This window comes from Ancylobacter sp. FA202 (assembly GCF_000380205.1).
Classification (GTDB): Bacteria; Pseudomonadota; Alphaproteobacteria; order Rhizobiales; family Xanthobacteraceae; genus Ancylobacter.
Genome location: NZ_KB904818.1, coordinates 5,009,590 through 5,035,700, shown reverse-complemented (window position 1 = coordinate 5,035,700; position 26,111 = coordinate 5,009,590). Strand labels below are relative to the sequence as shown.

The 26,111-nt window shown below is 67.8% G+C and carries 23 protein-coding genes and 1 pseudogene; 8 read left to right on the top strand and 16 right to left on the bottom strand.

The window, feature by feature from the left end:
* Positions 1 to 17 precede the first annotated feature (17 nt).
* The 3 genes from A3M1_RS0123395 to A3M1_RS0123385 all read right to left on the bottom strand — a co-directional run bounded on the left by A3M1_RS0123395 (position 18) and on the right by A3M1_RS0123385 (position 3,277).
* The gene (locus tag A3M1_RS0123395; protein ID WP_018391421.1) at positions 18 to 872 is read right to left on the bottom strand and encodes a proline/glycine betaine ABC transporter permease; all 855 of its coding nucleotides are present in this window, start codon (positions 870 to 872) and stop codon (positions 18 to 20) included.
* 12 nt (positions 873 to 884) lie between these two features.
* Positions 885 to 2,084, bottom strand: coding sequence for a glycine betaine/L-proline ABC transporter ATP-binding protein (locus tag A3M1_RS0123390; protein ID WP_018391420.1), 1,200 nt, complete (start codon positions 2,082 to 2,084; stop codon positions 885 to 887).
* 194 nt (positions 2,085 to 2,278) lie between these two features.
* Complete coding sequence (locus A3M1_RS0123385; RefSeq protein WP_018391419.1) at positions 2,279 to 3,277, bottom strand: P1 family peptidase; 999 nt, start codon at positions 3,275 to 3,277, stop codon at positions 2,279 to 2,281.
* 167 nt (positions 3,278 to 3,444) lie between these two features.
* On the opposite strand from A3M1_RS0123385, the gene A3M1_RS0123380 reads away from it, so the two are divergent.
* Positions 3,445 to 4,176 (top strand): cytochrome c biogenesis CcdA family protein, encoded by a 732-nt coding sequence (locus tag A3M1_RS0123380; RefSeq protein WP_018391418.1) that lies wholly within the window; start codon positions 3,445 to 3,447, stop codon positions 4,174 to 4,176.
* Positions 4,177 to 4,296: 120 nt separating this feature from the next.
* On the opposite strand, the gene A3M1_RS0123375 is transcribed toward A3M1_RS0123380, so the two are convergent.
* The 6 genes from A3M1_RS0123375 to A3M1_RS0123350 all read right to left on the bottom strand — a co-directional run bounded on the left by A3M1_RS0123375 (position 4,297) and on the right by A3M1_RS0123350 (position 10,099).
* Positions 4,297 to 5,397, bottom strand: coding sequence for a branched-chain amino acid ABC transporter substrate-binding protein (locus A3M1_RS0123375; protein ID WP_018391417.1), 1,101 nt, complete (start codon positions 5,395 to 5,397; stop codon positions 4,297 to 4,299).
* 128 nt (positions 5,398 to 5,525) lie between these two features.
* A complete protein-coding gene (locus A3M1_RS25285; RefSeq protein ID WP_051087053.1) occupies positions 5,526 to 5,897 on the bottom strand; it encodes a DUF6867 family protein in 372 nt (123 codons plus the stop codon).
* Between the two features lie 104 nt (positions 5,898 to 6,001).
* Positions 6,002 to 6,778 (bottom strand): ABC transporter ATP-binding protein, encoded by a 777-nt coding sequence (locus tag A3M1_RS0123365; RefSeq protein ID WP_018391415.1) that lies wholly within the window; start codon positions 6,776 to 6,778, stop codon positions 6,002 to 6,004.
* Complete coding sequence (locus A3M1_RS0123360; RefSeq protein ID WP_018391414.1) at positions 6,775 to 7,737, bottom strand: ABC transporter ATP-binding protein; 963 nt, start codon at positions 7,735 to 7,737, stop codon at positions 6,775 to 6,777. The genes A3M1_RS0123365 and A3M1_RS0123360 overlap by 4 nt, the downstream gene beginning before the upstream one ends.
* Entirely contained in the window at positions 7,737 to 9,170 is a 1,434-nt protein-coding gene (gene livM / locus A3M1_RS0123355; protein WP_018391413.1) for a high-affinity branched-chain amino acid ABC transporter permease LivM, read from the bottom strand. Before livM ends, A3M1_RS0123360 begins: the two co-directional genes overlap by 1 nt.
* 11 nt (positions 9,171 to 9,181) lie before the next feature.
* Positions 9,182 to 10,099, bottom strand: a complete 918-nt coding sequence (locus tag A3M1_RS0123350) for a branched-chain amino acid ABC transporter permease (RefSeq protein WP_018391412.1) — start codon at positions 10,097 to 10,099, stop codon at positions 9,182 to 9,184.
* 392 nt (positions 10,100 to 10,491) lie between these two features.
* Between A3M1_RS0123350 and A3M1_RS0123345 the strand changes: the two genes are divergently transcribed.
* Positions 10,492 to 11,019 carry a flavin reductase gene (locus tag A3M1_RS0123345; protein WP_018391411.1) on the top strand — a complete coding sequence of 176 codons (528 nt, stop codon included), beginning with the start codon at positions 10,492 to 10,494 and terminating at the stop codon, positions 11,017 to 11,019.
* Between the two features lie 8 nt (positions 11,020 to 11,027).
* Here the strand turns inward: A3M1_RS0123345 and A3M1_RS0123340 are convergent, their stop codons facing one another.
* Together A3M1_RS0123340 and A3M1_RS0123335 are read right to left on the bottom strand one after the other, a co-directional pair.
* The gene (locus A3M1_RS0123340; RefSeq protein ID WP_018391410.1) at positions 11,028 to 12,215 is read right to left on the bottom strand and encodes an NAD(P)/FAD-dependent oxidoreductase; all 1,188 of its coding nucleotides are present in this window, start codon (positions 12,213 to 12,215) and stop codon (positions 11,028 to 11,030) included.
* A complete protein-coding gene (locus A3M1_RS0123335; protein ID WP_018391409.1) occupies positions 12,212 to 13,300 on the bottom strand; it encodes a lysine-2,3-aminomutase-like protein in 1,089 nt (362 codons plus the stop codon). Before A3M1_RS0123335 ends, A3M1_RS0123340 begins: the two co-directional genes overlap by 4 nt.
* 95 nt (positions 13,301 to 13,395) lie before the next feature.
* On the opposite strand from A3M1_RS0123335, the gene A3M1_RS0123330 reads away from it, so the two are divergent.
* From A3M1_RS0123330 to A3M1_RS27005, 3 genes and pseudogenes are all read left to right on the top strand, one after another.
* The gene (locus tag A3M1_RS0123330; RefSeq protein ID WP_018391408.1) at positions 13,396 to 13,719 is read left to right on the top strand and encodes an XdhC family protein; all 324 of its coding nucleotides are present in this window, start codon (positions 13,396 to 13,398) and stop codon (positions 13,717 to 13,719) included.
* Positions 13,719 to 14,390, top strand: a pseudogene (locus A3M1_RS27010) (XdhC family protein); the annotation flags it as partial. The gene A3M1_RS0123330 and the pseudogene A3M1_RS27010, both read left to right, overlap by 1 nt.
* Positions 14,391 to 14,417: 27 nt before the next feature.
* Positions 14,418 to 15,056: an NTP transferase domain-containing protein gene (locus A3M1_RS27005; RefSeq protein WP_245261914.1), complete on the top strand. Its 639-nt coding sequence runs from the start codon at positions 14,418 to 14,420 to the stop codon at positions 15,054 to 15,056.
* Positions 15,057 to 15,074: 18 nt separating this feature from the next.
* Here the strand turns inward: A3M1_RS27005 and bcsS are convergent, their stop codons facing one another.
* Positions 15,075 to 15,716, bottom strand: coding sequence for a cellulose biosynthesis protein BcsS (bcsS, locus tag A3M1_RS0123320; protein ID WP_018391406.1), 642 nt, complete (start codon positions 15,714 to 15,716; stop codon positions 15,075 to 15,077).
* Between the two features lie 238 nt (positions 15,717 to 15,954).
* Complete coding sequence (locus A3M1_RS0123315; RefSeq protein WP_018391405.1) at positions 15,955 to 16,413, bottom strand: DUF488 family protein; 459 nt, start codon at positions 16,411 to 16,413, stop codon at positions 15,955 to 15,957.
* A gap of 220 nt (positions 16,414 to 16,633) precedes the next feature.
* Here A3M1_RS0123315 and A3M1_RS0123310 point away from each other — a divergent pair, with 220 nt between their 5' ends.
* On the top strand, positions 16,634 to 18,109 hold the full coding sequence (locus A3M1_RS0123310) for an ATP-binding protein (RefSeq protein ID WP_018391404.1): 1,476 nt from the start codon (positions 16,634 to 16,636) through the stop codon (positions 18,107 to 18,109).
* Positions 18,110 to 18,178: 69 nt separating this feature from the next.
* Here A3M1_RS0123310 and A3M1_RS0123305 read toward each other — a convergent pair whose 3' ends face one another.
* The 3 genes from A3M1_RS0123305 to A3M1_RS0123295 form a co-directional block, all read right to left on the bottom strand.
* Positions 18,179 to 19,507 (bottom strand): TRAP transporter large permease subunit, encoded by a 1,329-nt coding sequence (locus A3M1_RS0123305; RefSeq protein WP_018391403.1) that lies wholly within the window; start codon positions 19,505 to 19,507, stop codon positions 18,179 to 18,181.
* Positions 19,507 to 20,136, bottom strand: a complete 630-nt coding sequence (locus A3M1_RS0123300) for a TRAP transporter small permease subunit (RefSeq protein ID WP_018391402.1) — start codon at positions 20,134 to 20,136, stop codon at positions 19,507 to 19,509. Before A3M1_RS0123300 ends, A3M1_RS0123305 begins: the two co-directional genes overlap by 1 nt.
* Positions 20,137 to 20,376: 240 nt before the next feature.
* Positions 20,377 to 21,519: a TRAP transporter substrate-binding protein gene (locus tag A3M1_RS0123295; RefSeq protein ID WP_018391401.1), complete on the bottom strand. Its 1,143-nt coding sequence runs from the start codon at positions 21,517 to 21,519 to the stop codon at positions 20,377 to 20,379.
* A gap of 363 nt (positions 21,520 to 21,882) precedes the next feature.
* Here A3M1_RS0123295 and A3M1_RS0123290 point away from each other — a divergent pair, with 363 nt between their 5' ends.
* Together A3M1_RS0123290 and A3M1_RS0123285 are read left to right on the top strand one after the other, a co-directional pair.
* Positions 21,883 to 24,099 (top strand): esterase-like activity of phytase family protein, encoded by a 2,217-nt coding sequence (locus A3M1_RS0123290; protein ID WP_018391400.1) that lies wholly within the window; start codon positions 21,883 to 21,885, stop codon positions 24,097 to 24,099.
* Between the two features lie 552 nt (positions 24,100 to 24,651).
* The gene (locus tag A3M1_RS0123285) at positions 24,652 to 25,662 is read left to right on the top strand and encodes an AraC family transcriptional regulator (protein WP_018391399.1); all 1,011 of its coding nucleotides are present in this window, start codon (positions 24,652 to 24,654) and stop codon (positions 25,660 to 25,662) included.
* Positions 25,663 to 26,111: the final 449 nt, after the last annotated feature.

Below are 26,111 nucleotides of genomic sequence, written 5' to 3'. Positions count from 1 at the left end.
CTTCCAGGGGCGAGGGTTCAGCCCTGCTGGCGGTCGCGCCGCATGTGATGGGCAATGTGCTGGGTGATGCGGTCGAGGATGACGGCCAGCACGACGATAGCGATGCCGGCCTGGAAGCCCTGGCCCGCCTCCAGCCGCTGGATTGCCCGCCACACCTCGCCGCCGAGCCCGCCGGCACCGATCATCGCCGCGATGACCACCATGGACAGCGCCAGCATGATGGTCTGGTTGACGCCGGCCATGATGGTGGGAATGGCGAGTGGCAGCTGGATCTTGAACAGCTTCTGCCAGCGGCTGGAGCCGAAGGCGTCCGCCGCCTCCACCAGTTCCGGCGGCGTCTGCAAAATGCCGAGCGCGGTCAGGCGGATGGTCGGCGGCATGGCGAAGACGATGGTGGCGAAACAGGCCGAGACCGCGCCAAGCCCGAAGAACGGGATGGCGGGGATCAGATAGACGAAGCTCGGCATGGTCTGCATCATGTCGAGCCCCGGGCCGACAATGCGCCAGAAGCGCCTGCTCAGCGCCGCGGCGATGCCGATCGGAATGCCGATGGCGAGGGCGAACGCCGTCGACACCAGCACCAGCACCAGCGATTGCAGCGTTGCCCGCCAGAGTTCGAGGTTCCACAGGAAGGCGAAGCCGAGCACCGTGCCGAGCGCGATGCGCCATGTGGTCAGCCGCCACACCAGCAGCCCGCAGGCGAGGATGACCAGCCAGGGCGGCAGGCCGACGAGAAAGTCGGTCGTGGTCTCGATGGCGGTGCCGATTACCGCGCTCATGGCGCGTGTGACACCGGAAAAATGCTCCGTCGCCCAGTCGAGCGCGATGTCGCACCATTCGGCGAGAGGAATGCGTGGGATCTCGAACTCCATCATTCCCTCCCGTCAGTGCGCGGTTTCGACCCGCCGCCGCGCCAGGGCGGCGATGAGGTCGGCATTGGCGATGACGCCGAGAAGCGCGCCATCCGGGCCGGTCACGGCGATCTCGCCGCGGCCGGAGGCGAGCCGGGCGACCGCCTCGTTGAGCGTGGCGCCGCGCGGCACGCTAGCGTCGCGGTCGCTCAGTAGCAGGCGCAGCTCGGTGGCACCGGCGCGCCGCAGCGTGTCGGCATCCACCGTGCCCTGGAAGCGGCCCAGTTCGCAGACCACCGTCATCACGGGCTCCCCGGACTGGGTGAGGATCTCCAGCGCCTCGGCGGCGCTGCTCTGCCAGGGACGGACCGCCATTGGCGGGCGCATCGCATCGCCGGCGGTGACCACACCGAGCACGTCGATATGCTCGACGAAGCGCCGCACATACTCGTCCGCCGGGTTGGCGAGGAAATCGGCGGCGGTGCCCTGCTGGACCACGCGCCCGTCTTTCATCAGCACGATCCGCCCGCCGAGCGCGATCGCCTCGTCGAGGTCGTGGCTGACAAAGACGATGGTCTTTTTCAGCCGCTTCTGCAGCGCGACGAGTTCCTGCTGCATGTCGCGGCGGATCAGCGGGTCGAGGGCGCTGAAGGCTTCGTCCATCAGCAGCACGTCGGGGTCGAGGGCGAGGGCGCGGGCAAGGCCGGCGCGCTGCTGCATGCCGCCGGAGAGCTGCGAGGGGAAATGCTGGTCCCAGCCCTTCAGCCCCACCGTCTCGATCGCGGCCATCGCCTTGTCGCGACGGGCGGCTTGTGGCACGCCCTGCACCTCAAGCCCATATTCGACATTGCGCAGGATGGTGCGGTGGGGAAACAGCGCGAATTGCTGGAACACCATGCCGAAGCGGGTGCGGCGCAGTTCCATCAGATCGCGTTCGCCCAGCGCGGTGACATCGGTATCGTCGATATGGACCGAGCCGGCGGTGGGCTCGATCAGCCGGTTGATGCAGCGCAGGCAGGTGGACTTGCCCGAGCCCGACAGGCCCATCACGACGAGGATCTCGCCCTCGGCGACGTCGAAGCTCACATCCTGCAGGCCGATCACCGCGCCGGTGGCCTTCTGCACCTCGTCGCGGTTCTTGCCGGCCTGCAGCAGCGGCAGGGCGGCGTGCTGCTCATCACCGAAAATCTTCGTCAGGCCGCGAACCCGGATGCGTGGCTTTTTCTCGCTCATGCGCTCCCCTCATTATTGAGGTGAGTGTCAAACGCATAGCTGCCATGCAGATTGGACAGATGCGACAAGCCGGGCTGCAAACACGACAGTAAAGGTGCAGGCGCGGCGAGCGAAGATGACGGCGACGAAGCAGGGAAGGCGATAGTCAGCGATCTTTTCCTCTGTCTAACCCGGAGGCGGGCCTCAGTTGGGGATCAGGGGCCATGCCCCCAGCGATCGCGCCAAGCGGGAAGCGTTCCCGGCTGCGGAAGGGCGATCGCCTCGTAAACCGCCCGGGCACACGCGCGGGCAAGGGTTCGAACCACTGTGTCGCCGATCAGCGCGAGATCGAAAATCGGATCGGCGAGGGGTTTCTTGCTCGTGGCCGCGGCGAAAATCGTGTCGCCATCGAGCGGTGAATGGACCGGCCAGATGGCGTGTGCATACCCGTCATGGGCCATGACCGCAAGCCGCTTGCACTGCGCCTTGGTCAGAATGGCGTCCGTCGCGACGATGGCGATGGTGGTATTGGCCCCCGGAGGCAGCCCCTTCAGCGCCGGCCGGACGGGTAGCGGCGGCAGCGGATGCGGCAGGCCGAGGCCGCCGAACTCGCCCGCCTGCTCGAACGGTGCCGCCCAGAAATGCGCTCCGCCGGGGAAATTGGTGGCGCCGCAGGCATTCACCGCCACCAGCGCCCCGACCCGGTGGCCGGTGGGGGCGATCATCGAGGCGGAGCCGAGCCCGCCCTTCAGGTCCACCGTCGTCGCCCCGGTGCCGGCGCCCACCGTGCCGAGCGGGAAATCGAGCCCGGCCGCATTTGCCGCAGCATAGCCGAGATCGCGATAAGGCGAGAAGCGGCCCCAGTTCTTGTCGCCGCCATTGATGAGGTCGAACAGCACCGCGCTGGGCACGATCGGCACCCGTGCATCGCCGACGGGAAAGCCGATGCCGCGCTCGGCCAGCGCCGCCGCCACCCCGCCGGCGGCGTCGAGCCCGAAGGCGGAGCCGCCGGACAGAGTGAGGGCATGGATCGCGCCCACCGTCTCATCAGGGGCGAGAAGGTCGGTTTCGCGCGTGCCCGGCCCACCGCCGCGCACATCGACAGAGGCGACGGTGGGTTCGTCGAACAGCATGACGGTCACGCCGGAGGCCAGCGTGAGGTCGGTGGCGTGGCCCACGCTGAGGCCGGCGACATCGGTGATCAGGTTGCGCATCGAAACGTCGTCCTTGGAGACAGCTTGGGAAACAGCTTGGGAAACAGCTTGGGAAACAGCCTGCCTGGAGGGCATCACATCACGGGGAGGGTTAACCGGCCGCATTGCATAAGCCGACAAGGGCGTGCAAGGGGAAGCCCTCGGACAAGGCTAGGGTTGCTCATTTCATGGCTGACGTCACTCTTCCGGCCGCCTTCCTGGCCGGCATCGCCAGCTTCGCCTCCCCCTGCGTGCTGCCGCTGGTGCCGCCCTATCTGTGCTATCTCGCCGGCACCAGCCTCGACCAGATCACCCACAAGGCGCCGACCGATGCCGCCGCCCGGCGCACGCTGGGCGCGGCGGCGCTGTTTGTCGCCGGATTCTCCACGGTGTTCGTGGCGCTGGGGGCGGGGGCCTCGGTGGCGGGGGCGTATCTGCGTCTTTACTCGCAGGAACTCGCCATGGTGGCAGGTGTCGCCATCCTGCTGATGGGCCTGCATTTTCTCGGCATTCTGCGCTTTAGCTGGCTGACCCGGACCAAGCGGGTGCATGTCGACGCGCCGACCACCTTCCTCGGCGCCTATGTGATGGGCCTCGCCTTCGCCTTCGGCTGGACGCCCTGCATCGGGCCGGTGCTGGCGGCGATCCTCGCCGTGGCGGCGAGCGAGCAGACGCTGACCCATGGCGCGGGACTACTGGCGGTGTATTCGGCCGGGCTCGGCGTGCCCTTCCTCGCGGTGGCGGCGATGGCGCGCCCGGCGCTGGGGGTGCTCGGCCATGCCAAGCGCTATTTGCCGATCATCGAGAAGGTGATGGGCGCGCTGCTGGTGCTGACCGGCATCGGCTTTCTCTCCGGCTGGATGGCGCAGGCGAGCTTCTGGCTGCTGGAGACCTTCCCGGCGCTCTCCGCCTTCGGCTGATGTGGCACCCGACTTTCCGAGCCTTGGACAATGAAAAACCCGCCGGATCGCTCCGGCGGGTTTCTTCATATCAGGCGCGGTGGAAACCGGCGCCGCGCCACGGGGGCGCGGCGGTGCGGCTCACATCTGCGAGTAGCCGCCGTCCTTCCAGACGTACAGCACGTAGTCGAGGGTGGTGCGGTCGCCCTTCTTGTCGAAGATCAGGTCGCCAAGAACGGTCTTGAAGGTCTTGCCCGAGTGAATGTACTCGGCCAGCTTGGCGTTATCGAGCGACTTGGTCGCCTCGGCCGCCTGCTGGAACACCTGGCCGGCGGCGTAGGTGTAGAGCACGTAGCCTTCCGGATCGATGCCCTTCTTCTTGAACTCGGCGACGACCGCGGCGGCGGCCGGGCTGTTGCGCGGGTCGGGACCGAAGGTCATCAGGGTGCCGGCGGCGCCCGGACCGGCGATGGTCCAGAACTCCTTGTCGGTGATGCCGTCGCCCGAGAACAGGACGGTGGTCATGCCCTGGTCGCGCATCTGGCGCACGAGCAGGCCGGCTTCGGTGTGCAGGCCGCCGTAATAGAGCACGTCGACATTGGCGGCCTTCAGCTTCGACACGAGCGCGGAATAGTCCTTCTCGCCCGGGTTGATACCTTCATAGACCACTTCCTTGATGCCGGCGGCATTCATGGACTTCTGGGTCTCGTCGGCAAGGCCCTTTCCGTAGGGGGTCTTGTCGTGAACGATGCCGACCTTCTTGCCCTTCAGGTTCTTGGCGATGTAGTCGCCGGCGACGGCGCCCTGCTGGTCGTCACGGCCGCAGACGCGGAACACGGTGGTCAGGCCGCGCTCGGTGAAGGTCGGGTTGGTCGAGGCCGGGGTGAGCTGGAGGATGCCGGCTTCGGCATACTGCTCGGAGGCCGGGATCGACACGCCGGAGTTGAAGTGGCCGAGGACGACCTTGACGCCGTCAGAGATGAACTTGTTGGCCACCGACACGCCCTGCTCGGGCTTGGAGGCGTCGTCGCCGATGATCAGCTCGACCTTCTCGCCGAGGATGCCGCCCTTGGCGTTGACGTCGGCGGCCCACTGTTCGGCACCGTTCTTCAGCTGGGCGCCGAAGGTGGCGTTCGCGCCGGTCATGGGACCGCCCACGCCGACCTTGATCTGAGCGGACGCCGGAGCGGCCAGCGCCGCCATGGCGCCGAGCGCCAGGCCGGCAATCAGAAGCTTCTTCATGAACGTCTCTCCTGGTTCTGGAAGGGTGGAAAGCACGGCCTTTACGGCTCGGCGGCGATCGCCCCGGGCCGATATCATGCCCTTTTCGGTGCTCTTGTCGACGAGCAAGCGAAACATGGTGAAGGCGCCTATCGGGGCTCTCCGGATTGGTTTCCGGTATTGCCTTCAAGCCAGCCGAAGAGCCCGGACTGGCGATAGATCCAGCCATAACGGGTGGCCATCTGCCGGGCCCGCTCGGCACGGAAGCCGAGGGTGGCGATGGCGACCAGGAAGGCCGTATCGGTGAGGAAATAGTGCAGCGAGAGCAGCGTGCCCTCGAACAGCGCGAAATGGAAGAAGCGCACCACGCAGCCCAGCAGCAGCGCGTAGAGCACCGCCTGCCGGTAGGGCCGCCAGGTGGTGGCGATGGAGCGGCCGGTCAACCACGCCGCGCCGCCGCCCAGAAACAGGGTGACGAGCACGAAGTCAGCGCGCGACACCTCGACCACCAGCTCGGGCATGAACACGGCCGAGAGCAGGACGAGGGCCACCACCAGCAGCGGCAGGGCGACGGCGAGGCTTGCCGAACTGCCCTTGGAGACGAGGGTGCCGGAAACGGGAGCCATCAGTGCGCCCCTCCTTCGAGATAGGCGGCGCGCACTTCCGGGCGCTCCAGCAATTCGCGGCCCTCGCCGGAGAGGGTGATGGCGCCGTTGACGAGAACATAGCCGCGATGGGCGAGCTTTAGCGCGTGGAAGGCGTTCTGCTCGACCAGGAACACGGTGAGCCCTTCGGTGCGGTTGAGCTCGCGGATGGCGTCGAAGATCTGGCGCACCACCAGCGGGGCGAGGCCGAGCGAGGGCTCGTCCAGCATCAGCAGGCGCGGCCGGCTCATCAGCGCCCGGCCGATCGCCAGCATCTGCTGCTCGCCGCCCGAAAGCGTGCCGCCGCGCTGGTTGATCCGCTCCTTCAGGCGCGGGAACAGCACGAAGACCTTTTCGAGATCGGCGTCGAAATGGGCGAAGCCATCCACCGCCGCGCCCATCTGCAGGTTCTCGAACACGCTCATGCGCGGGAAGATGCGCCGCCCCTCCGGCGACTGGGCGATCTTGAGATGGGCGATCTCGTGGGTCGGCACTTGGGTGATGTCGCGCCCCTCGAACAGGATCGAGCCCTCGCGCGGGCGCGGCTGGCCGAAAATGGTCATCATCAGCGTCGACTTGCCGGCACCGTTGGAGCCGATCAGGGTGACGATCTCGCCCTTGTAGACGTCCACATCGACGCCGCGCAGGGCCATGATGTTGCCGTAGAAGGTCTTGACCCCGCGCACCTGCAGCATCGGCGCGTCGGTGCGGGCCGGCGTGGAGAGGGCGGGCGTGGTGGCGGTGAGGGTGTCGCTCATGCGCCCGCTCCCGTCGGGTTGGTGTCCAGCTGGAGTTCGGCCTCGACCTCCTCCACCGCGTCCTCGTCGACGCCGAGGTAGGCGGCGATGACGCGCGGGTCGTTCTTCACCGCCTGCGGCGTGCCGTCGGAGATCTTGGTGCCGTAGTCGAGCACGACCACATGGTCGGAGATTTCCATCACCACGCTCATGTCGTGCTCGATCAGCAGGATCGAGGTGCCGTGCTCGGCGCGGATGGCGCGCAGCAGGGTGTTGAGTTCGAGGCTTTCGCGCGGGTTGAGGCCGGCGGCGGGCTCGTCGAGGCAGAGCAGGATCGGCTCCGAGCACATGGCGCGGGCGATTTCCAGCCGGCGCTGGGCGCCATAGGGCAGGTCGCCGGCCGGGTCGTCGGCGCGGTCGGTGAGGCCGACCTTGTCGAGCCAGTATTCCGCCTTCGCGGTCGCAGCTTTCTGCGCCTTCGTCCAGCCCGGCAGCCCGAACAGCCCCTTGAGCGAATAGCCCGAGGCGGCCATCAGCGCATTGTGCTGGGCGACCATGAGGTTTTCCAGCACGGTCATGCCGGTGAACAGCCGGATGTTCTGGAAGGTGCGGGCCACCTTCGCCTCGCCGGAAACCCGGTAGTCGGGCATCCGCTCCAGCAGGAACACGCCGGCGTTGCGCCCGACCAGCGAGCGCTCGCCGATGCGCGTCACCTCGGCGATCTCGCCGGGCGTCGGCGCGCGGCCATGCGCCAGGATGAGGCGGCCCTCGCTCGGCTTGTAGAAGCCGGTGATGCAGTTGAACACCGTGGTCTTGCCGGCGCCATTGGGGCCGATCAGGGCGGTGATGTCGCCGCGCCCGACCTTGAAGCTGAGGTCGTTCACCGCGATCAGGCCGCCGAAGCGCATGAACAGGTGTTCGACGATGAGGATGGGGTCGGCGTCCCAGCGCGGGAGGCCGTTTGCAGGAGAGGTTGCCATCAGCCGTGGCCCTCCTTCACGAGATCGCCGGATACCGCCTTGCGCTCCTTGAGGAAGATCGTCGGGTCGCGGGTGGAGACGAGGCCGCGCGGCTTCCACACCATGATGGCGACCATGGCGAAGCCGAAGATCAGCATGCGGTAGAGGCTGGGGTCGAAATCATTGCCGAAGACCTGCTTCAGGAAGCCCAGATTGCGCAGCATCTCCATGCCGCCCATCATGACAGCCGCCGCCACCGCGACGCCGATCTGCGAGCCCATGCCGCCGAGCACGACGATGGCCAGAATCATCGCCGAGACGTCGAAGGTGAAGCTCTCCGGGCTGACGAAGCCGGCGCGTACGGCGAAGAAGCAGCCGGCGAAGCCGCCGAACATGGCGCCGGTGGCGAAGGCGGAGAGCTTCGTGGTGGTGGTGTTGATGCCGAGCGAGCGGCAGGCGATCTCGTCCTCGCGCAGCGCTTCCCAGGCGCGGCCGACGGGAAGCCGGCGCAGGCGCACGGTGACGAAGGCGGTCAAGAGCGCCAGCGCCAGGATGACGAAGTAGAGGAAGATGATGCGGTGCATCGGGCTGAAGGGCAGCCCGAACAGCGCGGCGAAACCATCCGGCCCGGCATTGAAGGGAATGCCGAAGAAGGTGGCGCGCGGGATGGAGGCGATGCCCGCCCCGCCATTGGTGAAGTCCACCCAGTTGATCAGCACCAGGCGGATGATCTCGCCGAAGGCCAGGGTGACGATGGCGAGGTAGTCGCCGCGCAGGCGCAGCACCGGGAAGCCGAGGATCATGCCCCAGACGCCGGCGAAGATGCCGGCCATCGGCAAACAGATCCAAAACGCCCAATTGGCCCAGAAGGTGGCGCCGAACAGGCCGGCGAAGAAGTCGTTGATCGGCGCCGAGGTCGCGAGCAGGGCATAGGTGTAGGCGCCCACCGCGTAGAAGGCGACATAGCCGAGATCGAGCAGGCCGGCGAGGCCGACGACGATGTTCAGCCCCCAGCCCAGCATCACATAGGTGAGGATGAGAATGCCGAGATCGATGAGATAGCGGCTCTCGTTCAGCCCGCCGAGCGAGAAGATGGCGATGGCCGGGAAGAGTACGGCGAAGGCCAGCAGCGCCGGCTTGACGCCGGGGCCCATCACCGTGCCGGCCCGGTCGAACAGGGTCGGGCCGGTGTGGGTGGAGGGCTTGCGGTTCGGCGACCACAAAGTGAGGTTCAGCAGCAGCCGGCCGAAGAAGATGATGCCGACCATGATGGCCAGCAGCGAGGGCCGGTAGGCCAGCCCCAGCGCGCCGTCGATGATGACGGTCTCGAACCCGATGAGCGGGCCGAACAGGCCCAGCGCGATCAGGCCGACGATCAGCGCGTCCTTGAAGGCGGGGCCCAGCACGGGGTTGGCGGCCGCGGGCGGGGCGGTTTCGGCGGTCTGGACAGCCATGATGCGCGACCTCAGACCTTCTCGACCTCAGGCCGGCCCAGAAGGCCCTGCGGCATGAAGATCAGCGTGATGGCGAGGATGGAGAACGCCGCCACATCCTTGTATTCGATGGAGAAATAGGCCGACCAGAAGGTCTCGATCAGGCCGATCAGCAGCCCGCCGAGCACGGCGCCGGGGAGCGAGCCGATGCCGCCGAGCACGGCCGCGGTGAAGGCCTTCACGCCGGGCACGAAGCCGTCGGCGAAGTTCGCCACCCCGTAATACATCAGGTACAGCGTGCCGGCGACGGCGGCGAGAGCGGCGCCGATGACGAAGGTCAGCGAGATGGTGTGGTCGACATTGATGCCGAGCAGCGCCGCCATCTTGCGGTCCTGTTCGCAGGCGCGCTGGGCGCGGCCGAGCGAGGTCTTCTGCACCAGGTACCAGAAGCCGCCGAGCAGCGCGGCGGTGATCACCATGATGATCACCTGCTTCCAGGCCAGCGTGACCTGGTAGGAGCCGTTGTCCATCAGCACGATGACGTCGGTGATCATGGGCGGGATCGGCTTGTTGCGCGGGCCCTGCGTCACCTGGACGAAGTTGGCGAGGAAGATCGACATGCCGATGGCGGAGATCATCGGCGCCAGCCGGAACGAGCCACGCAGCGGCCGGTAGGCCACCCGCTCGATCGCCCAGTTCAGCAGCGAGGTGAACACCATCGCCACGACAAGCACGATGGCCAGCGCCAGGAAGATGGAGGTGATCCCCATCACCGTCGTGACCAGCAGGAAGCAGATCAGCGCGATAAAGGCCGAGACCATGAAGACGTCGCCATGGGCGAAGTTGACCATGCCGATGATGCCGAACACCATGGTATAGCCGATAGCGATCAGCCCGTAGATCGAGCCGAGCGTCAGCCCATTGATGAGCTGCTGAACAAAGATTTCCATGATTGTGCCGGCTCCCCTCAGCCGCATTTGCGCAAGGCGCTACCGTCGGGCTTTTGCACAGTTTGTAACCGTGCCCGTACGGTGTGCGCCTCTGACTCTTAGCCTGCGCCACGTTCCGATACAATTCGATCGAAAGACGAAATGCAATCGATCGAAAAGCATGATACGAGGGTATTTAAATACCTATTTCATGAATTCCTTTGCAACTCAAGCGGTTAATGTGGTGGCGCTGCGTCTGCACTGTGGCGTGAGCGGTCATTTTTGTCTTCACAGCGTCATCTACGTTCACGCGCGCCGCGCGGTTTCCAAATGCGCGCCGCAAAGGTTATGCACAGCGAAGCCGCGTGGAGTGGATCCTTCGCTCCGCGCGAGGCCGCAGGAGGCACGCCAGCGTGGACCAGCCCAAGGCACATGATGCGGCACAGCATGAGGCAGGCCACGCGGTCGAGGCCGGGCTCTATCGCGAGGCGATGAGCCGGCTGGTGGCCGCGGTGCATGTGATCACCACCAGCGGGCCGGACGGGCGCGCGGGCTTCACCGCCACCGCCGTCGCCTCGGTGTCGGACAGCCCGCCGACGCTGCTGGTTTGCCTCAACCGCCGCATCCGCTCCGCCCCCGCCTTCCGCCAGTCCGGCCGGTTCGCGGTCAACATGCTGGGCGCCGAGCAGCAAAGCGTGGCCGAGAGCTTCGGCGGGCGGGGAGGACTGGAGGGGGAGAAGCGATTCGGCGTCGGTCACTGGCATGAGGGCGCGCTGGGCCTGCCCTGCCTGAACGGGGCGATCGCGGTTTTCCAGTGCCGCATGGTGGAGATCCGCACCATCGCCACCCATGACGTGCTGGTCGGCCGGGTCGAGGCGGTGACGCTCGGCCCCGACAAGGCCAAGCTCGCCTATCTCGGGCGGGGCTTCCTGTCGGTCTGAGCCTCGGCTCAGGCAAACTGCCCGGCGACCCAGCCGGACGACCAGGCCCACTGGAAATTATAGCCGCCGAGCCAGCCGGTGACATCCACCACTTCGCCGACGAAATAGAGCCCCGGCACCTCGCGCGCCGCCAGCGTGCGCGAATCGAGGCCGGCCGTGTCGACGCCGCCCAGCGTCACCTCGGCGGTGCGGTAGCCTTCCGAGCCGGTCGGCTTCAGCCGCCAGCCATTCACCGCCTCGTCGATCCGCCGCAGCGCCTTGTCCGAGAGGTCGGCGAGATTGACCGCGCCGGCCTCGCGATCAGTGATGAGCTGGGCGAGGCGCTTGGGCAGCAGGTTCGCCAGCGCGGTGACGGGCGACTGCCGGCCATTTGCGGCCCGCGCCTCGCGCAGCTGGGCGAACACGTCCGCGCCGGGCGCAAGCGCGAGCGCGATCTCGTCGCCTTCGCGCCAATAGGAGGAGATTTGCAGGATCGCCGGCCCCGACAGGCCGCGATGGGTGAACAGCAGCCCTTCCTCGAACCGGGTTTTGCCATGGCTCACCCGTCCCTCCACCGCCACCCCGGCGAGCGGGGCGAGCCGCTCCAGCTGCGCCGGGTCGAGCGTAAGCGGCACCAGACCGGGGCGGGTGGGTTGCAGCGCCAGCCCGAAGCGCTCGGCCACCTCATAGCCGAAGCCGGTAGCCCCCATTTTCGGGATCGACTTGCCGCCCGAGGCGATCACCAGCGACGCGCAGGCCAAGGTGCCGTTGGCGGTCGCCACGGTGAAGCCATCGGCGCTGCGCTCGATGCCGGTAATGGCGGTGGACAGGCGCAGCTCGCCGCCGGCCTCGCGCAGCTCATCGGTCAGCATTTCCACCACCTGCCGGGCCGAGCCGTCGCAGAACAGCTGGCCGAGCGTCTTCTCGTGCCAGGCGATGCCGCGCCGGTCCATGCGGGCGATGAAATCCTGCGCGGTGTAGCGTTTCAGCGCCGAGATGGCGAAACCCGGATTGGCCGAGAGATAATGGCGCGGGGCGGCGTCGCGATTGGTGAAGTTGCAGCGGCCGCCGCCGGAAATGCGGATCTTCTCGCCCGGCGCGCGGGCATGGTCGAGCACCACGACGCGGCGCCCGCGTCTGCCGGCCTCGATGGCGCACATCAGCCCGGCCGCGCCGGCGCCGATCACCACCACATCGACGGAGGCGGGCCGGCTCACACGCCTTCTCCATAAGCATGTACGCCGCCGCAATAATCGGTGACGTGCCAGCCCTCGGGCGCCGGCTCCAGATAAGACGGCCCCACCGGCACCTTGCCGTGGCCGCCGGGGATGTCGAGCACGTAGGTCGGCAGCGCGAGGCCGGAGACGCGCCCGCGCAGTGCGGCCATCAGTTCCTGCCCGCGCTGGATGGTCAGGCGGAAATGCGCGGTGCCGGGGGCGAGGTCGGGATGGTGGAGGTAATAGGGCTTCACCCGGCATTCCACCAGCGCGCGGAACAGCGCCGCGAGCGTTCCGGCGTCGTCATTGACCCCGGCGAGCAGCACGCTCTGCCCGACCAGCGCGATGCCGGCTTCGGCCAGCCGGGCCAGCGCCGCGCGCGCCTCGGCGCCGAGTTCGCGGGCGTGGTTGGCGTGGACGGCGACATAGGTGGTCACGCCGGGCGCGCGCAGCGCCGCCACCAGCGCGCCGGTGACGCGCTCGGGCGCGGCGATGGGCACGCGGGTGTGAAAGCGCACCACCTTCACATGCGGGATGGCGGCAAGCCGGGCCATCAACCCGGCGAGGCGACGCGGCGAGGCGACGAACGGGTCGCCGCCGGTCAGCACGACTTCCCAGATCTCGGGTCGGGCGGAGATATAGGCGAGGGCGGTCTCCAGCGCCTCGTCGGAGAGGTTGCTCTCGGCCCCCGGCCCGACCATCTCGCGGCGGAAGCAGAAGCGGCAATAGACGGCGCAGACGCCGACCAGCTTCAGCAGCACCCGGTCGGGATAGCGGTGGACGATGCCGGGCACCGGGCTGTGCGCCGCGTCGCCGATCGGGTCCTCGCGCTCTTCCGGCCGCGTCTCCAGCTCGCGCGCATCCGGGACGAACTGGCGGGCGATCGGGTCGGCGGCGTCAGCGGGGTCGATCAGGCCGGCCAGCACCGGCGTCACCGCTACGGCATAGCGGGCGGCGACCGCCTCCAGCGCCGGATCGGCTGCGACCAGCCCGGCCTCCGCCAGTTCACTGACGCGGCGCAGCGTCCGCGCGGGCAGCGGAGTGGCGGCGGACGGGGCGAGGGGGGAGCGGGCAGGGGCGTTCATGCGCGGTCTTGTGATCGTTTCCGCGCCCGCCGGCAAGGCGCCGCCGCGTTGCCGCGCTATAGTGGGGCAAATCGTCGAACGTGAAGGAGGAGCCGATGCTCACGCGCGAGGAAGATGTGCTGCAGGCGGCGGCAAGCTGGCGGCAGGAGGGAAGGGGCGTGGCGCTGGCAACGGTGGTGGAGACCTGGGGCTCGGCGCCCCGCCCGGTCGGCAGCCACCTCGCCATCGACGAGGACGGCAATTTCCTCGGCTCGGTGTCCGGCGGCTGCGTCGAAGGCGCGGTAGTGGCGGAAGCCGCCGAGGTGATCGCCGATGGCAGCCCCCGGCTGCTGGAATTCGGCGTCGCCAATGAAACCGCCTGGCAGGTCGGCCTGTCCTGCGGCGGGCGCATCGCGGTCTATGTCGAGAAGGTTTCCTGATGGATCTGTCGCTGCTCAATGCGCTGAACACCGAGCGCGCCGCGCGCCGCCCCATTGTCCTCGTCACCGATCTCGACGGCGGCGGGCAGCGGCTGGTGCGTGCCGGCGAGGTGGCGGGCGATCCGCTGGCGGAGCCTCTCGCCGAGGCGCTGCGCAGCGGGCGCAGCGGACGGGTGGAGGTGGAGGGGGCGCGGCTGTTCCTCACCGTGCATCTGCCGTCGCCGCGCCTTGTCATCACCGGGGCGGTGCATATCTCGCAGGCGCTGGCGCCGATGGCCAAGGCCGTCGGCTTCGAGGTCATCATCGTCGATCCGCGCACCGCCTTCGCTACCGAGGAGCGCTTTCCCGCCGTCGAGGTGCGCGCGCAGTGGCCACAGGAGGCGCTGGCCGACCTTGGGCTTGACCCCTTCACGGCGGTGGCGGTGCTGGCGCATGACCCGAAGATCGACGACCCGGCGCTTGAGGCGGCGCTCAGCGCCGGCTGCTTCTATGTCGGCGCGCTCGGCTCGCGCAAATCCCATGCCGGCCGGGTCGCGCGGCTGGCGGAACGCGGCGTGCCGCGCGCGGCGCTGGAGCGCATCCGCGCGCCCATCGGCCTCGATATCGGTGCCGCCAATCCGGCGGAGATCGCCGTGTCCATTCTCGCCCAGATCGTCGGCGAACTGCGCCGCCGCCCGGCCCGCCCGCCGGCCGCGCTGGTGCTGGCGGCCGGGCAGGGCACGCGCCTGCCGCAGGCGCACAAGCTGACGCTGCCGCTCGGCGGGGTGCCGCTGGTGCGCCGGGTGGTGGAGACGGCCCTCGCCGCGCGGGCGCGCCCCGTTATCGTGGTGACGGGGCATGAGGCGGACGCGGTGCGGGCGGCGCTGGCCGGGCTCGATGTCACCTTCGCGCACAATCAGGATTTCGCGCAGGGGCTTTCCACCTCGCTCAAGGCCGGCGTCGCCGCGCTGCCGAAGGAGGTGGAGCGGGTGGTGGTGATGCTGGGCGACATGCCCATGGTCGAGCCGTCCCTGGTCGACTGCCTCGCCGATGCGCTCGATCCCGCGCGCGGAAGGCTGGCGGCGGTGCCGGTGGCCGAGGGGCGGCAGGGCAACCCGGTGGCGCTGGCGCGGGCTCTCTTCCCCGCGCTGAAGACACTGGCCGGCGATGTCGGCGCCCGGCAGATCCTCGCCCAGAACGCCGATTTCGTGGTCGAGGTGCCGGTGGAGGGCGAGAGCGCCTTTCTCGACATCGACACGCACGAGGATCTGGAGGCGCTGGAGATTCACGAGATCGCGGCCGCGTCGACGATCGACGCCGACGCCGCGCTGGAGGCGATGAAGGCGGAAGACGCCTGAGCCGGCGCGGCGCGAGGATCAGAACGGCATGAACAGCGAGAGCGTGCCATAGGGGCTTGCGTCACTATCGCTGCTCCAGCGCCAGCCGGCGGCGGCGCGCAATTCCTGCCCCGCCAGTGGGCAGGTGAGGAACAGCCCGAGGCGGGCGCTCTGGTCCAGCCAGTCCGTGGTGGCGCCGGTCTCCACCCCGACCGCAAGCCAGCTGACGGCCTGCCAGCCGGCGCTGGCGCGGCCGTTCACCGTGCCGTCCGCCGTCGAGGCGCTTAGGGCGGCGGTCAGCGTCCAGCGTTCGTCAAACCGGTAGAACCATTCGGCGACGATTTTGGCGCCGAACTGCGTGCCCTGGTCGGGATTGCCGGGGTCGGGGGCGTCGAGCCGGTTGTCAACCACATTCACCCCGCCATAGAGGGCGATGGCATGGGCGCCGCGCAGGAACTGCCAGCCCAGCAGCACCTCGCCATCGGTCTTGTTGCCGGTGTTCCAGCCGCCCGGCACCGCCTGCGTGCGGTACTCGTAGCGCCCGCCGCCGGTCTGGGTTCGCACCCGCAGGCCTTCCTGGTCCATAGGTGCGAAGGGCGCCCACGCCATGCCGCCCCAGCCATAGCCATTGTCGCGGGCGATATCGACGCCGGTATAGAAATAGAGCCGCCGGCGCAGCAAGGCCTCCGCGCTCTCCTCGGCTGCCGCGCTGGACGCTGGGCACGCGGCAGACAACGCCGCGAGGAGAGGCGCGAGAGTTCGCGCCGGCGAAGAGAACATCGCCGCGCTCACGGTTGCATATGGTCAGGAAGTACCCCTCATCCGAGCACCCTCTCCCGGCCCCCTCAATCAACCGGAGGAAGAGCGTGGATTGGGATGCACGCGCTGGCATGCCGCATTTTGTCGCAGGGCGGCGTATCTAGACCGGCGATGCCATCAGATGTTCGACCGCGACGCCCACCCGCTCGCAAACGAGATCAGCCACCATCTGCCGATGGCAATGCTCGGGATGGCGCTCGAAGCACAGCACGCAGACCCGCCGTCCCGCCTTCACCAGCGCGGTCAGTTCGTCGAGCTGTTCCTGCGCGGTGGGGGTGGCGAGATGGGCGTCATAGATGCGCCGCAGCTGGTCGTAATGGCCGCTGCGTGCCGCCTGCCGGCCCTCCGCCGGCGTGCCGAGGCCGCGCAGATGCAGATAGCCGATGCCGCGCTCGCTCACGCCGGCGGCGAGGTGGCTCTTGGAAAAGCCGGCGCGGCGCGAGGCGGCGACGGCACGCACATCGACCAGAAGATCGACGCCCGCTCCGCTCAACGTGTCGAGCACGGCGGCGGAGGAGACCTGTTCATAGCCGATGGTGAAGAAAGGCGGGCGCGACATCTGGCAAGGATGACCCTACACACGGGACTTGTCGAGCCGGGCCGAATCTGTGGAGTTCGTGGCGGCTGTCGGCGCAGGCCCCTGCCGCGTGCTAAAGGCAGGCCGGGCGGGGGCGGCCAGGCTGCCCTCCCGGTCGGATCGTCCGGTCTGGGGCGGGACAATCGAACCATTCGGCCCGCTGCCGCAGCGGAGGGGCCGGTTCAGGGATGCGTCATCGCAGATGAAGATCGGTATCGAGCTCGGAAGCAGCAACGCCGGACAGCCGGTTCGGCTCGACCTGGAAGAGCTCCTGTCCACCCGCCTGCTGGTGCAGGGCAATTCCGGCTCCGGAAAGTCGCATCTGCTGCGGCGCCTGCTCGAACAGAGCGCCGGCCATGTGCAGCAGGCGATCATCGACCCCGAGGGGGATTTCGTCGGCCTCGCCGAACGCTTCGGCCATGTGGTGATCGACGCCGAGCGCACCGCCGGCGAAATCCAGCGCATCGCCGCCCGCATCCGCAAGCACCGGGCCTCGGTTGTGTTCAACCTCGAAGGGCTGGACGCCGACGCGCAGATGCGCTCCGCCGCCGCCTTCCTCAACGGCCTGTTCGACGCGGACCGCGAATACTGGTTTCCGATGCTGGTCGTGGTCGACGAGGCGCAGCTCTTCGCCCCCTCGGGCGGCGGCGAGATTTCCGATGAGGCGCGGCGCATCTCGCTCTCGGCGATGACCAATCTGATGTGCCGTGGCCGCAAGCGCGGGCTGGCCGGCGTCATCGCCACCCAGCGCCTCGCCAAGCTGGCCAAGAATGTCGCGGCGGAAGCCTCCAATTTCCTGATGGGCCGCACCTTTCTCGACATCGACATGGCCCGCGCCGCCGATCTGCTCGGCATGGACAAGCGGCAGGCGGAGAGTTTTCGCGACCTCAACACCGGCTCCTTCGTCGCGCTCGGCCCGGCGCTGTCGCGCCGCCCGCTGCCGGTGAAGATCGGCCATGTCGAGACCGCCAGCCGCAACGGGCGGCCCTCGCTGCTGCCGCCGCCGGAGATGCCGATGGCGGAACTGCAGGACCTCATCTTCGACGATCTCGGCACCGAGCCGCTGCCCGCGCCGCCGCCGCGCGGCGAGCCGCGCGCCACCGACGCCATTCTGGAGACGCTGGAGGAGGCGCCGGCGCCCGAGCCGGTGCCGGTGGACCCCGAAGTGGCGGCGGCGTTCGATGCCGAGCGCGAGGCGCTGGTCGAGGAGATCGTGCGCCAGTTCGTCACCGACCCCGAGGCGCCGTTCCGCTCCGCTGCCGCGCTCTACCCGGATTTCCTCGTGCATTGCCGGGTGCGGCGGGTTGGCTCGAAAGTGCCTGATCTCGCCGCCTTCACCCGTCGGCTGGCCATTGCCCGCGCCGGGCTCGATTCCCGCCCCGGCGACGAGGGGTGGGCGCGGGCGGTGGAGCAGGCGACCGGGCTGCCGGAGGAGATGCAGGGCGTGTTCCTGCTGCTGGCGCGCGCCGGCATGGAGGGCGCGCCATCCCCCGCCGACGAGGCGCTGGCGAAGGCCTATGGCAGCCGCTCGCCCTCGCGCGGGCGCTGGCTGCTCACCTATATGGAAGAGCGTGGGCACCTGGTCTGCGAGGCGGACTTCCGCGGCCGGCGGGTGGTGCGCTTCCCCGCGCTCGGCTGGAAGACCGCGCCCGGCGACCCCAAGGCGCTCTCGGCCTGAGGCGTCCTCGCCGCCGCATATGAAAACGGGCCCCATCGGGGCCCGTTTCCGCTTTGCGTGGCGCGGAACTCAGCCGCCATAGAGATAGTTCGGCAGCCAGAGCGCGAAGCCGGGGAAGGTGTAAAGCAGGATCATCGCGAAGATGACGATGAAGATGAACGGCATGACGCCGGAGAAGATTTCCTCGATCGTCACATGCTTGGGTGCCACGCCTTTCAAATAGAAGGGCGCCATGGCGACCGGCGGGGAGAGGAACGAGGTCTGCAGGTTCAACGCCACCAGCACGCCGAAGAAGATCGGGTCGATGCCGAAATGGTCGAGCAACGGCAGGAAGATGGGCAGGAAGATCACGATGATCTCCGTCCATTCCAGCGGCCAGCCCAGCACGAAGATGATGACCTGGGTGAGGATCAGGAAGCCGATCGGGCCGATGTCCAGCCCCATGATGAACTCTTCCACCACCCGCTGGCCGCCCAGCAGCGCGAACACGGCGGAGAACACCGCCGAGCCGACGAACAGCCAGCACACCATCGCCGAGGCGCGGGCGGTGAGGAACACCGAGTCCTTCAGCTTCTCGATGCTGAAGGTGCGGTAGGCCAGCGCCAGCAGGATGGCGCCCGCCGCGCCGATGGCCGCGGCTTCCGACGGCGTCGCCAGGCCGAGGATGATGCAGCCGAGCACCGAGACGATGAGCAGCACCAGCGGGAAGAACGAGGTGGCCAGTGCCCAGATGACGGTGAGCACGGGGACGTTTCGTTCCGACGCCGGCAGCTTCGGCGCCAGCGAGGGGTTGATCATCGCACGGATGATCACATAGGCCATGTACATGCCGGCCAGCGCGATGCCGGGGAAGAACGCCGCGGCATAGAGCTTCACCACCGAGACGCCGGCGGTGGCGCCATAGAGGATGAGCATGACGCTGGGCGGGATGAGGATGCCGAGACAGCCGCCGGCACAGACGACGCCGGCGGAGATCTTGGTATCGTAGCCCGCCCGCAGCATGGCCGGGAAGGCCAGCAGCCCCATCAGCGTCACCACGGCGCCGACAATGCCGGTGGCGGTGGCGAACAGCGCGCAGGTGATGAGGGTGGCCACCGCCAGCGAACCGGGAATCCAGCCGGCCGCCAGCTGGATGGAGCGGAACAGCCGGTCAAGAATATTGGCGCGTTCGATCACATAGCCCATGAACAGGAACAGCGGGATCGAGATCAGCACGTCGTTCGCCATCACCGAATAGGTGCGCTGGACGAAGAGCTGGAAAATGCCGTCGCCGATCGAGAGGTAGCCGAAGGCCACGCCCAGCGCCATCAGGGTGAAGGCGATGGGAAAGCCGAGCATCAGCAGGATCAGGAAGACGACCAGCATCAGAATGCCGAGCGCGGGATCGGAAAGAAACATCACAGGGACCCCCGCGTGGTGGATTCGCGCTCGATGGCGTTGAGCCGGGCCTCTTCCTCGGCGGCCTTGGCGGCGGCTTCGTCGAGAATGACCTTCTCCAGTTCCTCAACGTCATGCAGGCGTTGCGGCCAGTCTCCCTCGCGCAGGCAGATCCAGCAGCGCACCACCTCCACCATGCCCTGCAGCAGCATCATCACGCCGGTGATGGGGATCAGCGCCTTGAAGGGCCAGATCACCGGTCCGTCCGGGCTGAAGGAGGAGTGCTCGTTCAGCAGGTAGGAGAGGTGGAAATAGCCCCAGCCGGAATAGATCAGCGCCAGGATGCCGGGGAAATAGAACAGGAAGTACAGGACCAGGTCCGTCTTGGCCTGGGTACGGGGCTGCCACTTCCGGTACAGGAAGTCGGCCCGCACATGGCCATTGCGCGAGAGCGTGTAGGCGCCCGCCATCATGAAAAGCGCGCCATAGAGCATCAGGCTGACGTCATAGGCCCAGGTGGTGGGGTCGCGCAGCACATAGCGGCAGAACACCTCGTAACAGATGGCCGCCATGAGAATGACGATGCACCAGGCGAAAATCTTGCCGATGAGGCCGTTCAGCCGGTCAACGCCGAGAAGGATGGATTGCATGGGGAGGGGCCTCTTCGGGCAAGGCGAGTGTGGGCAAGGTAAGTTCGGGCACGGCGAGGTTTGGGAGAGCAAGCTCGGGCAACGCTCGTTCGGGTACGACGAGGGATGGCGCGCCGTCCGTCACGCCCGCACAGCGGCATCGCCGCACGACGCCGTCACGGTCCGCTGCGGGAGTGCCAAGGCTCTACCGAAACCAAAAGCCCCTCTCCGTCGCCGGAGAGGGGCGCACGCGCTGGCAGGTCAGGCCGGCTTGAAGAAGTGGTCGTAGGCGAACTTCGAATCCGGCTCATATTCGAGGCGGAAGCCGACGATGCGCTTGGCCCATTCCTTCTGGCTGTCCACCACCTTCTTGAACACCGGGTCGGCCGACAGGTTGGCGATCACCACGTCCCAGGCGTTGAGCTGGGCTTCCAGCACCGCCTTCGGCGTCGGCAGCACCTTCACGCCGCGCGCCTTGATGGCGGCGAGGTCCTTGGAATAGCGGTCCTGCGCCTTCCACATCATGGTGGAGGAGGTGGCGTCGGACGCGCCCTTGAGGATTTCCTGCACGTCGGACGGCAGGCTGTCGAACTTGGTCTTGTTGAACAGGATCTCGAAGCATTCGAGCGCCTGGTGGTAGCTGCCGAGCATGTAGACCTTGGCTACGTCGGGGAAGCCGAGGATGAGGTCGGAAGACGGGTTGTTGAACTCGGCGCCGTCGAGCAGGCCGCGATCGATCGCCGGCACGATTTCGCCGCCCGGTACGATCGTCACCGCTGCGCCGAATTCCTTGAACAGGTCCGCGCCGAGGCCGACGGTGCGGTACTTCATGCCCTTCATGTCGTCGGCGCTGGTGATTTCCTTCTTGAACCAGCCGAGCGGCTGGCTGGGCATCGGCCCGGTCAGCATGCCGACAACGTTCAGCTTCAGCGTGTTCTGCACCAGGTCGTCATAGAGCTGCTGGCCACCGCCATAGCGTACCCAGCCGAGCAGTTCGTCCGCGTCCCAGCCGAAGGCGGGGGCGGTGCCGAACAGCGAGAACGCCTTGCTCTTGCCGTACCAGTAGGCGGCGACGCCGTGGCCGCCGTCGAGAATGCCTGACGAGACCGCGTCGAGCATCTGGAAGGCGGGTACGACCGAGCCGGCCGGCAGGATTTCCAGCTCGACGCGCCCGCCGGTCATGGCGTTGACGCGCTTCACATAGTCGCCGGCGAATTCGTGGAAGATGTCCTTGTTCGGCCAGGTCGACTGGAATTTCAGCTTGATGGGGGCCTGCGCGTGCACGGCGGGGGCCGCAACGGTTGCGCCGGCGGCCGCCGCTGCGGCAGCGGTGGCGATAAAGCGACGGCGGCTGGTACGGACATCCTGACGCGCGTCCGTGCTCTTCCCTGACGTGTCGGTCATGGGCGGTTCCTCCTATGGCGTTTCCTTGCGGGTCGAGCCCGCCGGGCGGCGCTTCAGCGCCTTGTCCCGATGCAGCAAGGAGACGATGCCGCAAGGTCGAGTGCAAGCCCTAATTTCAGGCTTTTAGGACGAATTCCCCCATCCGAAAGTCGAAGATCGAACGGTGGAGGCCCGGCTCGGCGCGGCGCGTGGCTCTCTAAGGCCGCAGCGGGCCTTCGCGGCCCCCCGCGCGACCCGCCCCGAGCCATGGCCACGGTGGAATTTCCGTCCCGGTCCGCGCGTCGTCATCCGTCTGTCATCGGCGGGGACTTGAACCGCAGCAGCGCGGGCTGCCGGCCCGCTTCCCGAGAGGAGATTCCCGCCATGCGCCCGCTGTTTCTCGCCAGTGCTTCCGTAGCGGTGCTCGCGCTTGTCGCCCTGTCGTCGCCGAGCCTCGCGGCCGACGCGGTGTTCAACCGCATCGGCACCTTCAATGTCGTCGACAACCTGCCTGCCGGGGCCGATCCGGCCAAGTCGACCGCCGCCGAGATCATCACCTACACCGAGGATGGCAACACGCTGATCTACAGCGACAGCCCCGGCCAGCGCATCGGCTTCATCGACATCACCGATCCCGCAGCGCCGAAATCCGCCGGCGTCGTCGCGCTGGACGGCGAGCCGACCACCACTGTCGTGATCGGCGCCAAGGCCTATGTCGGCGTCAATACGTCGGAATCGAAGGCCAAGCCCTCGGGCCATCTCGCCGTGGTCGACCTTGCCACCCGCAAGGTCGAGGACAAGATCGACCTTGGCGGCCAGCCCGATTCGATCACCAAGAGCCCGGATGGCCGCTATCTCGCCATCGCCATCGAGAATGAGCGCGACGAGGATCTGAACGAGGGCGCGCTGCCGCAGCTCCCGGCCGGCAACCTCACCACTTTCGAGGTGAAGGACGGCCGCGTGGTCGACGCCTCGAAGAAGGTGATCGACCTCACCGGCCTCGCCAGCGTAGGCCCGGAGGACCCGGAGCCGGAATATGTCGACATCAATTCCCGCAACGAGGTCGTGGTCACGCTGCAGGAGAACAACCACATCGTGGTGGTGGACCTGCCCACCGGCAAGATTCTCTCGCATTTTTCCGCCGGCACGGTCGATCTCGACAAGATCGACACCAAGAAGGACGCCGTGATCGACCTCTCCGGCTCGGCCAAGGGTGTCGCCCGCGAGCCCGACACCGTGCAGTGGATCGACGATGACCGCTTCGTCATCGCCAATGAGGGGGACTGGAAGGGCGGTTCGCGCGGCTTCTCCATCTTCGACAAGACTGGCAAGCTGCTGTTCGAGAGCGGCGCGGCGCCCGAGCATATGGCGGTGCGCCTCGGCCACTACCCGGATAAGCGTAACAAGAAGGGCATCGAGATGGAGGGCGCTGAAGTCGCGACCTTCGGCGATGACCGCCTGATCTTCGTCGCCTCCGAGCGCGGCTCGCTGGTCTTCGTCTATCGCGACAAGGGCGCCGGCGCGGCGCCGGAATTCCTACAGGTGCTGCCCGGCGGCGTCGGCCCGGAGGGGCTGGTCGCCCTGCCCAAGCGCGAGCTGTTCGTCACCGCCGCCGAGACCGACGGCCGCGAGGATGGCGGCATCGGCTCGGTCGTCACGCTCTACCAGCGCCAGCCCGGCGCCGCGCCTGCCTATCCCACGATCGTCTCCGCCGACGGCCCCGACGGGCTGCCGATCTGGTGGTCGGCGCTATCGGGCTTTGCGGCCGACGCCAAGGAAGCGGGCAAGCTCTACGCCGTGACCGACAGCGCCTATGCGCAGGCGCGGATCCTCACCGTCGACGCGAACGCCAAGCCGGCGAAGATCACCGCCGCCACCGTGCTGACCAAGGACGGCGCCCCGGCCAAGGGCCTCGACCTTGAGGGCATCGCGGTGCGTCCCGAGGGCGGCTTCTGGGTCGTCTCCGAGGGCAATCCCGAGAAGAAGGAGAAGGCGACGCAGAATCTTCTCCTGCGCGTCGGCACTGACGGCGCGATCGCGGAAGAGATCGCGCTCCCCGAGGCGGTGGCCGCGCAGGCCGGGCGCTTCGGCTTCGAGGGCGTCGCCGTCCGCGGTTCTGGCGCCGACGAGACGGTGTGGATCGCCGTGCAGCGCGAGTGGAAGGACGACCCGAAGGGTTTTGCCAAGCTCATCGCCTACACGCCGGCCGACAAGAGCTGGGCCACGGTGCGCTACCCGCTCGATACGCCCGCCAAGGGCTGGGTCGGGCTGTCCGAGCTGACGCCCTATAAGGATGGGCTGATCGTTCTTGAGCGCGACAACCTCATCGGCGCGGACGCCGCGATCAAGAAGCTCACCTATGTCTCGCTCAAGGATGTGAAGCCGGCGCCGCTCGGCAGCGAGGCCGCTCCGCCGGTGCTGGTGAAGAGCGAGGTGAAGGACCTGCTGCCGCTGCTCAAGGCCACCCATGGCTATGTGCTCGACAAGGTCGAGAGCTTCGCCATCGACGCCGCCGGCAACGCCTTCATCGTCACCGACAATGACGGTGTCGACGGCTCGTCCGGCGAGACGCAGTTCATGGCGCTCGGCAAGATCGACTGAACGGCAACCTGCCGGGTGAGGCATCAGCCTTTCCCGCTGGCTTGGCCGTGACCGCAGGCGCCGTGACAGCCGCGCCCCCGGTCGTGACCGGTACCATCCGCATCCCCGGGCGAGCCCCGGGGATCCCACACTTGCCGCGTTCGCCGGGCCGAAGCCCGGAGGGCGCTTCAGCCGCCCATAAGCAGGGCGTGGAGCCCGGCCGCGCCCTGACCTCGGCGCCGGATAGCCGGTCCGCTGACCGGATAGAGTAGCGGCGGCCTGCTTGCGCCGGTCTTGTCGTTGGCGATAGACTCTTGGCACTATCGCACCACGCCTCAAGCGGTGCGCTGTCGTTTTCTTTGCCGAGCACGCCGGCGTGACGAGATGGGTTCCGTGTCTGGCGTGATCTGCCGGTTCACGGTACCTCCGCTGCTGGTGCGCGATTGCGCGTCTGATGTGTCCCCTGGCCGTGCGGGCGCTTTGGCCGGCCGTGCCCTGTGACTGTGTTTTAGAGGGCGTCCGCGTCGGCGCCACTCGCCACCCTGCTTCCTAGGACATGCCGGAGGCCCGCACATGCCGAAGAACGCCGCGATGCTTCGCCCGCTGGCGTTCGGCAACCGGACCAAAATGCAGTCGACATCGCTGCTGTCGATGCAGGAGCAGGTTCATCGCATGCTCGGCTGGAGCGCCGAATATGATGCGATCGGCGATGCGGCTAACTTCGCCACCCAGCAATCCTCCATCGCCATCAATGGATTGAAGCTCAGCAGCCTGTCCCATTCGCCGATCCGCACTCGCGTCGAATCGAATGAACTGTCCTTCTTTATGCCGGTGGAAGGAGGAGCCATCCGCTCGACGGTGAACGGCAAATTGGTCGAGTGTCATGTGCGGACCAACGCGCTGCTGGCGCCCGAAGGCGAGCGGATCGGCGAGGGCGGCTATCGCTCCATCCTGGTTGCCGGCCTGGACCGGGGCCGGCTGCTGCAAACGGCGGGCGCCATGCTGGGGCGCGATGAGGCGAGAGTGGATCTGAGCGGGCCCAGCGTCATGCCGCTGGTCGCGGCAGGCGTGAATTTTGACCTGATGCTGCGGGGCGCCTGTACTTTGTTGGAGGCCTGCACTCTGTCGGGAGAGGCGGCGGCGCGATTTGGTGTCGACGAGATCGTCTATCGCGCGATCTGCGGCATGCTGTTGCGCGACCGGCTTTTCGGCGAGGGCGAGGACAGGTCGTCACGGGCGTTCGCGGACAGGCGGCTCGAGCGCGCCTGCGACTATGTCATCGCCAATCTAGGCCGGCGCATCACCCTGACCGACCTCGAAGCTATCAGCGGCCTGTCCGCCCGCAATCTTCAATACGCCTTCCAGAAGCGGTTCGGCTGCTCGCCAGTGACGTGGATCCGCAATGAACGCCTGAATGCGGCGCGCGAGCTACTGCTGGCTGGAGGCGACACGGATAACGTCACCACGGCCGCGCTCGCCTTCTGCTTTTCCAATCTGGGCAGCTTTTCCCGACTCTACCGGGAACGATTCGGCGAGTATCCCGCCGCGACTCTCGCCGCCGCGCGGGGCAGGGACGGCCGCTGACAAGAGGAATATAGGGCAATCCGCGCCGGATGATCGAGGTGCCATGTCACCTCTGCGCGTCGCTGCGGCGGTCGCCCTGCCGCCCATCCCGTATGCTCCTGGTTGCAGATTTACCACACGGCAGATTTTGCCTGCGGCCTTTTCGTAATCCGGATGCCCGCTGCGCAATCCGGGTATCGCGGTATCCGATTGTTCGCGCACGGTCGAGCCGGGATCACGCCGATAGGGCGGATGGGCTGGGGATGCTGCGGATGCTGGGAGTGACGGCTGGGAGGGCTGGTGCGCGCGGGTCGACGCGGCCGGCGTTTCGACGGCCTGCGCTTGGCCCTAACGCGCCGGCGGTCTCGCCCTCCGGTTGTGGCCGTCCTGCACCATTTCCGAAAATGGCCGGGCGTAAACCCGCGATCGAGTGAAGGACGTCTGAACGGGACGGGCCATGCGGGCCGGCC

What these genes read in the sequence shown, in the direction of transcription:
- A3M1_RS0123310 (WP_018391404.1), top strand. Translation starts at nt 16,634, where the DNA reads ATGAAGATCGGTATCGAGCTCGGAAGCAGCAACGCCGGACAGCCGGTT.
- A3M1_RS0123315 (WP_018391405.1), bottom strand. Translation starts at nt 16,413, where the DNA reads ATGTCGCGCCCGCCTTTCTTCACCATCGGCTATGAACAGGTCTCCTCC.
- A3M1_RS0123350 (WP_018391412.1), bottom strand. Translation starts at nt 10,099, where the DNA reads ATGGAAATCTTTGTTCAGCAGCTCATCAATGGGCTGACGCTCGGCTCG.
- A3M1_RS0123290 (WP_018391400.1), top strand. Translation starts at nt 21,883, where the DNA reads ATGCGCCCGCTGTTTCTCGCCAGTGCTTCCGTAGCGGTGCTCGCGCTT.
- A3M1_RS25285 (WP_051087053.1), bottom strand. Translation starts at nt 5,897, where the DNA reads ATGCCCGAGCTGGTGGTCGAGGTGTCGCGCGCTGACTTCGTGCTCGTC.
- A3M1_RS0123385 (WP_018391419.1), bottom strand. Translation starts at nt 3,277, where the DNA reads ATGCGCAACCTGATCACCGATGTCGCCGGCCTCAGCGTGGGCCACGCC.
- A3M1_RS0123295 (WP_018391401.1), bottom strand. Translation starts at nt 21,519, where the DNA reads ATGACCGACACGTCAGGGAAGAGCACGGACGCGCGTCAGGATGTCCGT.
- A3M1_RS0123330 (WP_018391408.1), top strand. Translation starts at nt 13,396, where the DNA reads ATGCTCACGCGCGAGGAAGATGTGCTGCAGGCGGCGGCAAGCTGGCGG.
- livM (WP_018391413.1), bottom strand. Translation starts at nt 9,170, where the DNA reads ATGGCTGTCCAGACCGCCGAAACCGCCCCGCCCGCGGCCGCCAACCCC.
- A3M1_RS0123360 (WP_018391414.1), bottom strand. Translation starts at nt 7,737, where the DNA reads ATGGCAACCTCTCCTGCAAACGGCCTCCCGCGCTGGGACGCCGACCCC.
- A3M1_RS0123375 (WP_018391417.1), bottom strand. Translation starts at nt 5,397, where the DNA reads ATGAAGAAGCTTCTGATTGCCGGCCTGGCGCTCGGCGCCATGGCGGCG.
- A3M1_RS0123305 (WP_018391403.1), bottom strand. Translation starts at nt 19,507, where the DNA reads ATGTTTCTTTCCGATCCCGCGCTCGGCATTCTGATGCTGGTCGTCTTC.
- A3M1_RS0123390 (WP_018391420.1), bottom strand. Translation starts at nt 2,084, where the DNA reads ATGAGCGAGAAAAAGCCACGCATCCGGGTTCGCGGCCTGACGAAGATT.
- A3M1_RS0123380 (WP_018391418.1), top strand. Translation starts at nt 3,445, where the DNA reads ATGGCTGACGTCACTCTTCCGGCCGCCTTCCTGGCCGGCATCGCCAGC.
- A3M1_RS0123285 (WP_018391399.1), top strand. Translation starts at nt 24,652, where the DNA reads ATGCCGAAGAACGCCGCGATGCTTCGCCCGCTGGCGTTCGGCAACCGG.
- A3M1_RS0123335 (WP_018391409.1), bottom strand. Translation starts at nt 13,300, where the DNA reads ATGAACGCCCCTGCCCGCTCCCCCCTCGCCCCGTCCGCCGCCACTCCG.
- A3M1_RS0123365 (WP_018391415.1), bottom strand. Translation starts at nt 6,778, where the DNA reads ATGAGCGACACCCTCACCGCCACCACGCCCGCCCTCTCCACGCCGGCC.
- A3M1_RS0123300 (WP_018391402.1), bottom strand. Translation starts at nt 20,136, where the DNA reads ATGCAATCCATCCTTCTCGGCGTTGACCGGCTGAACGGCCTCATCGGC.
- A3M1_RS0123395 (WP_018391421.1), bottom strand. Translation starts at nt 872, where the DNA reads ATGGAGTTCGAGATCCCACGCATTCCTCTCGCCGAATGGTGCGACATC.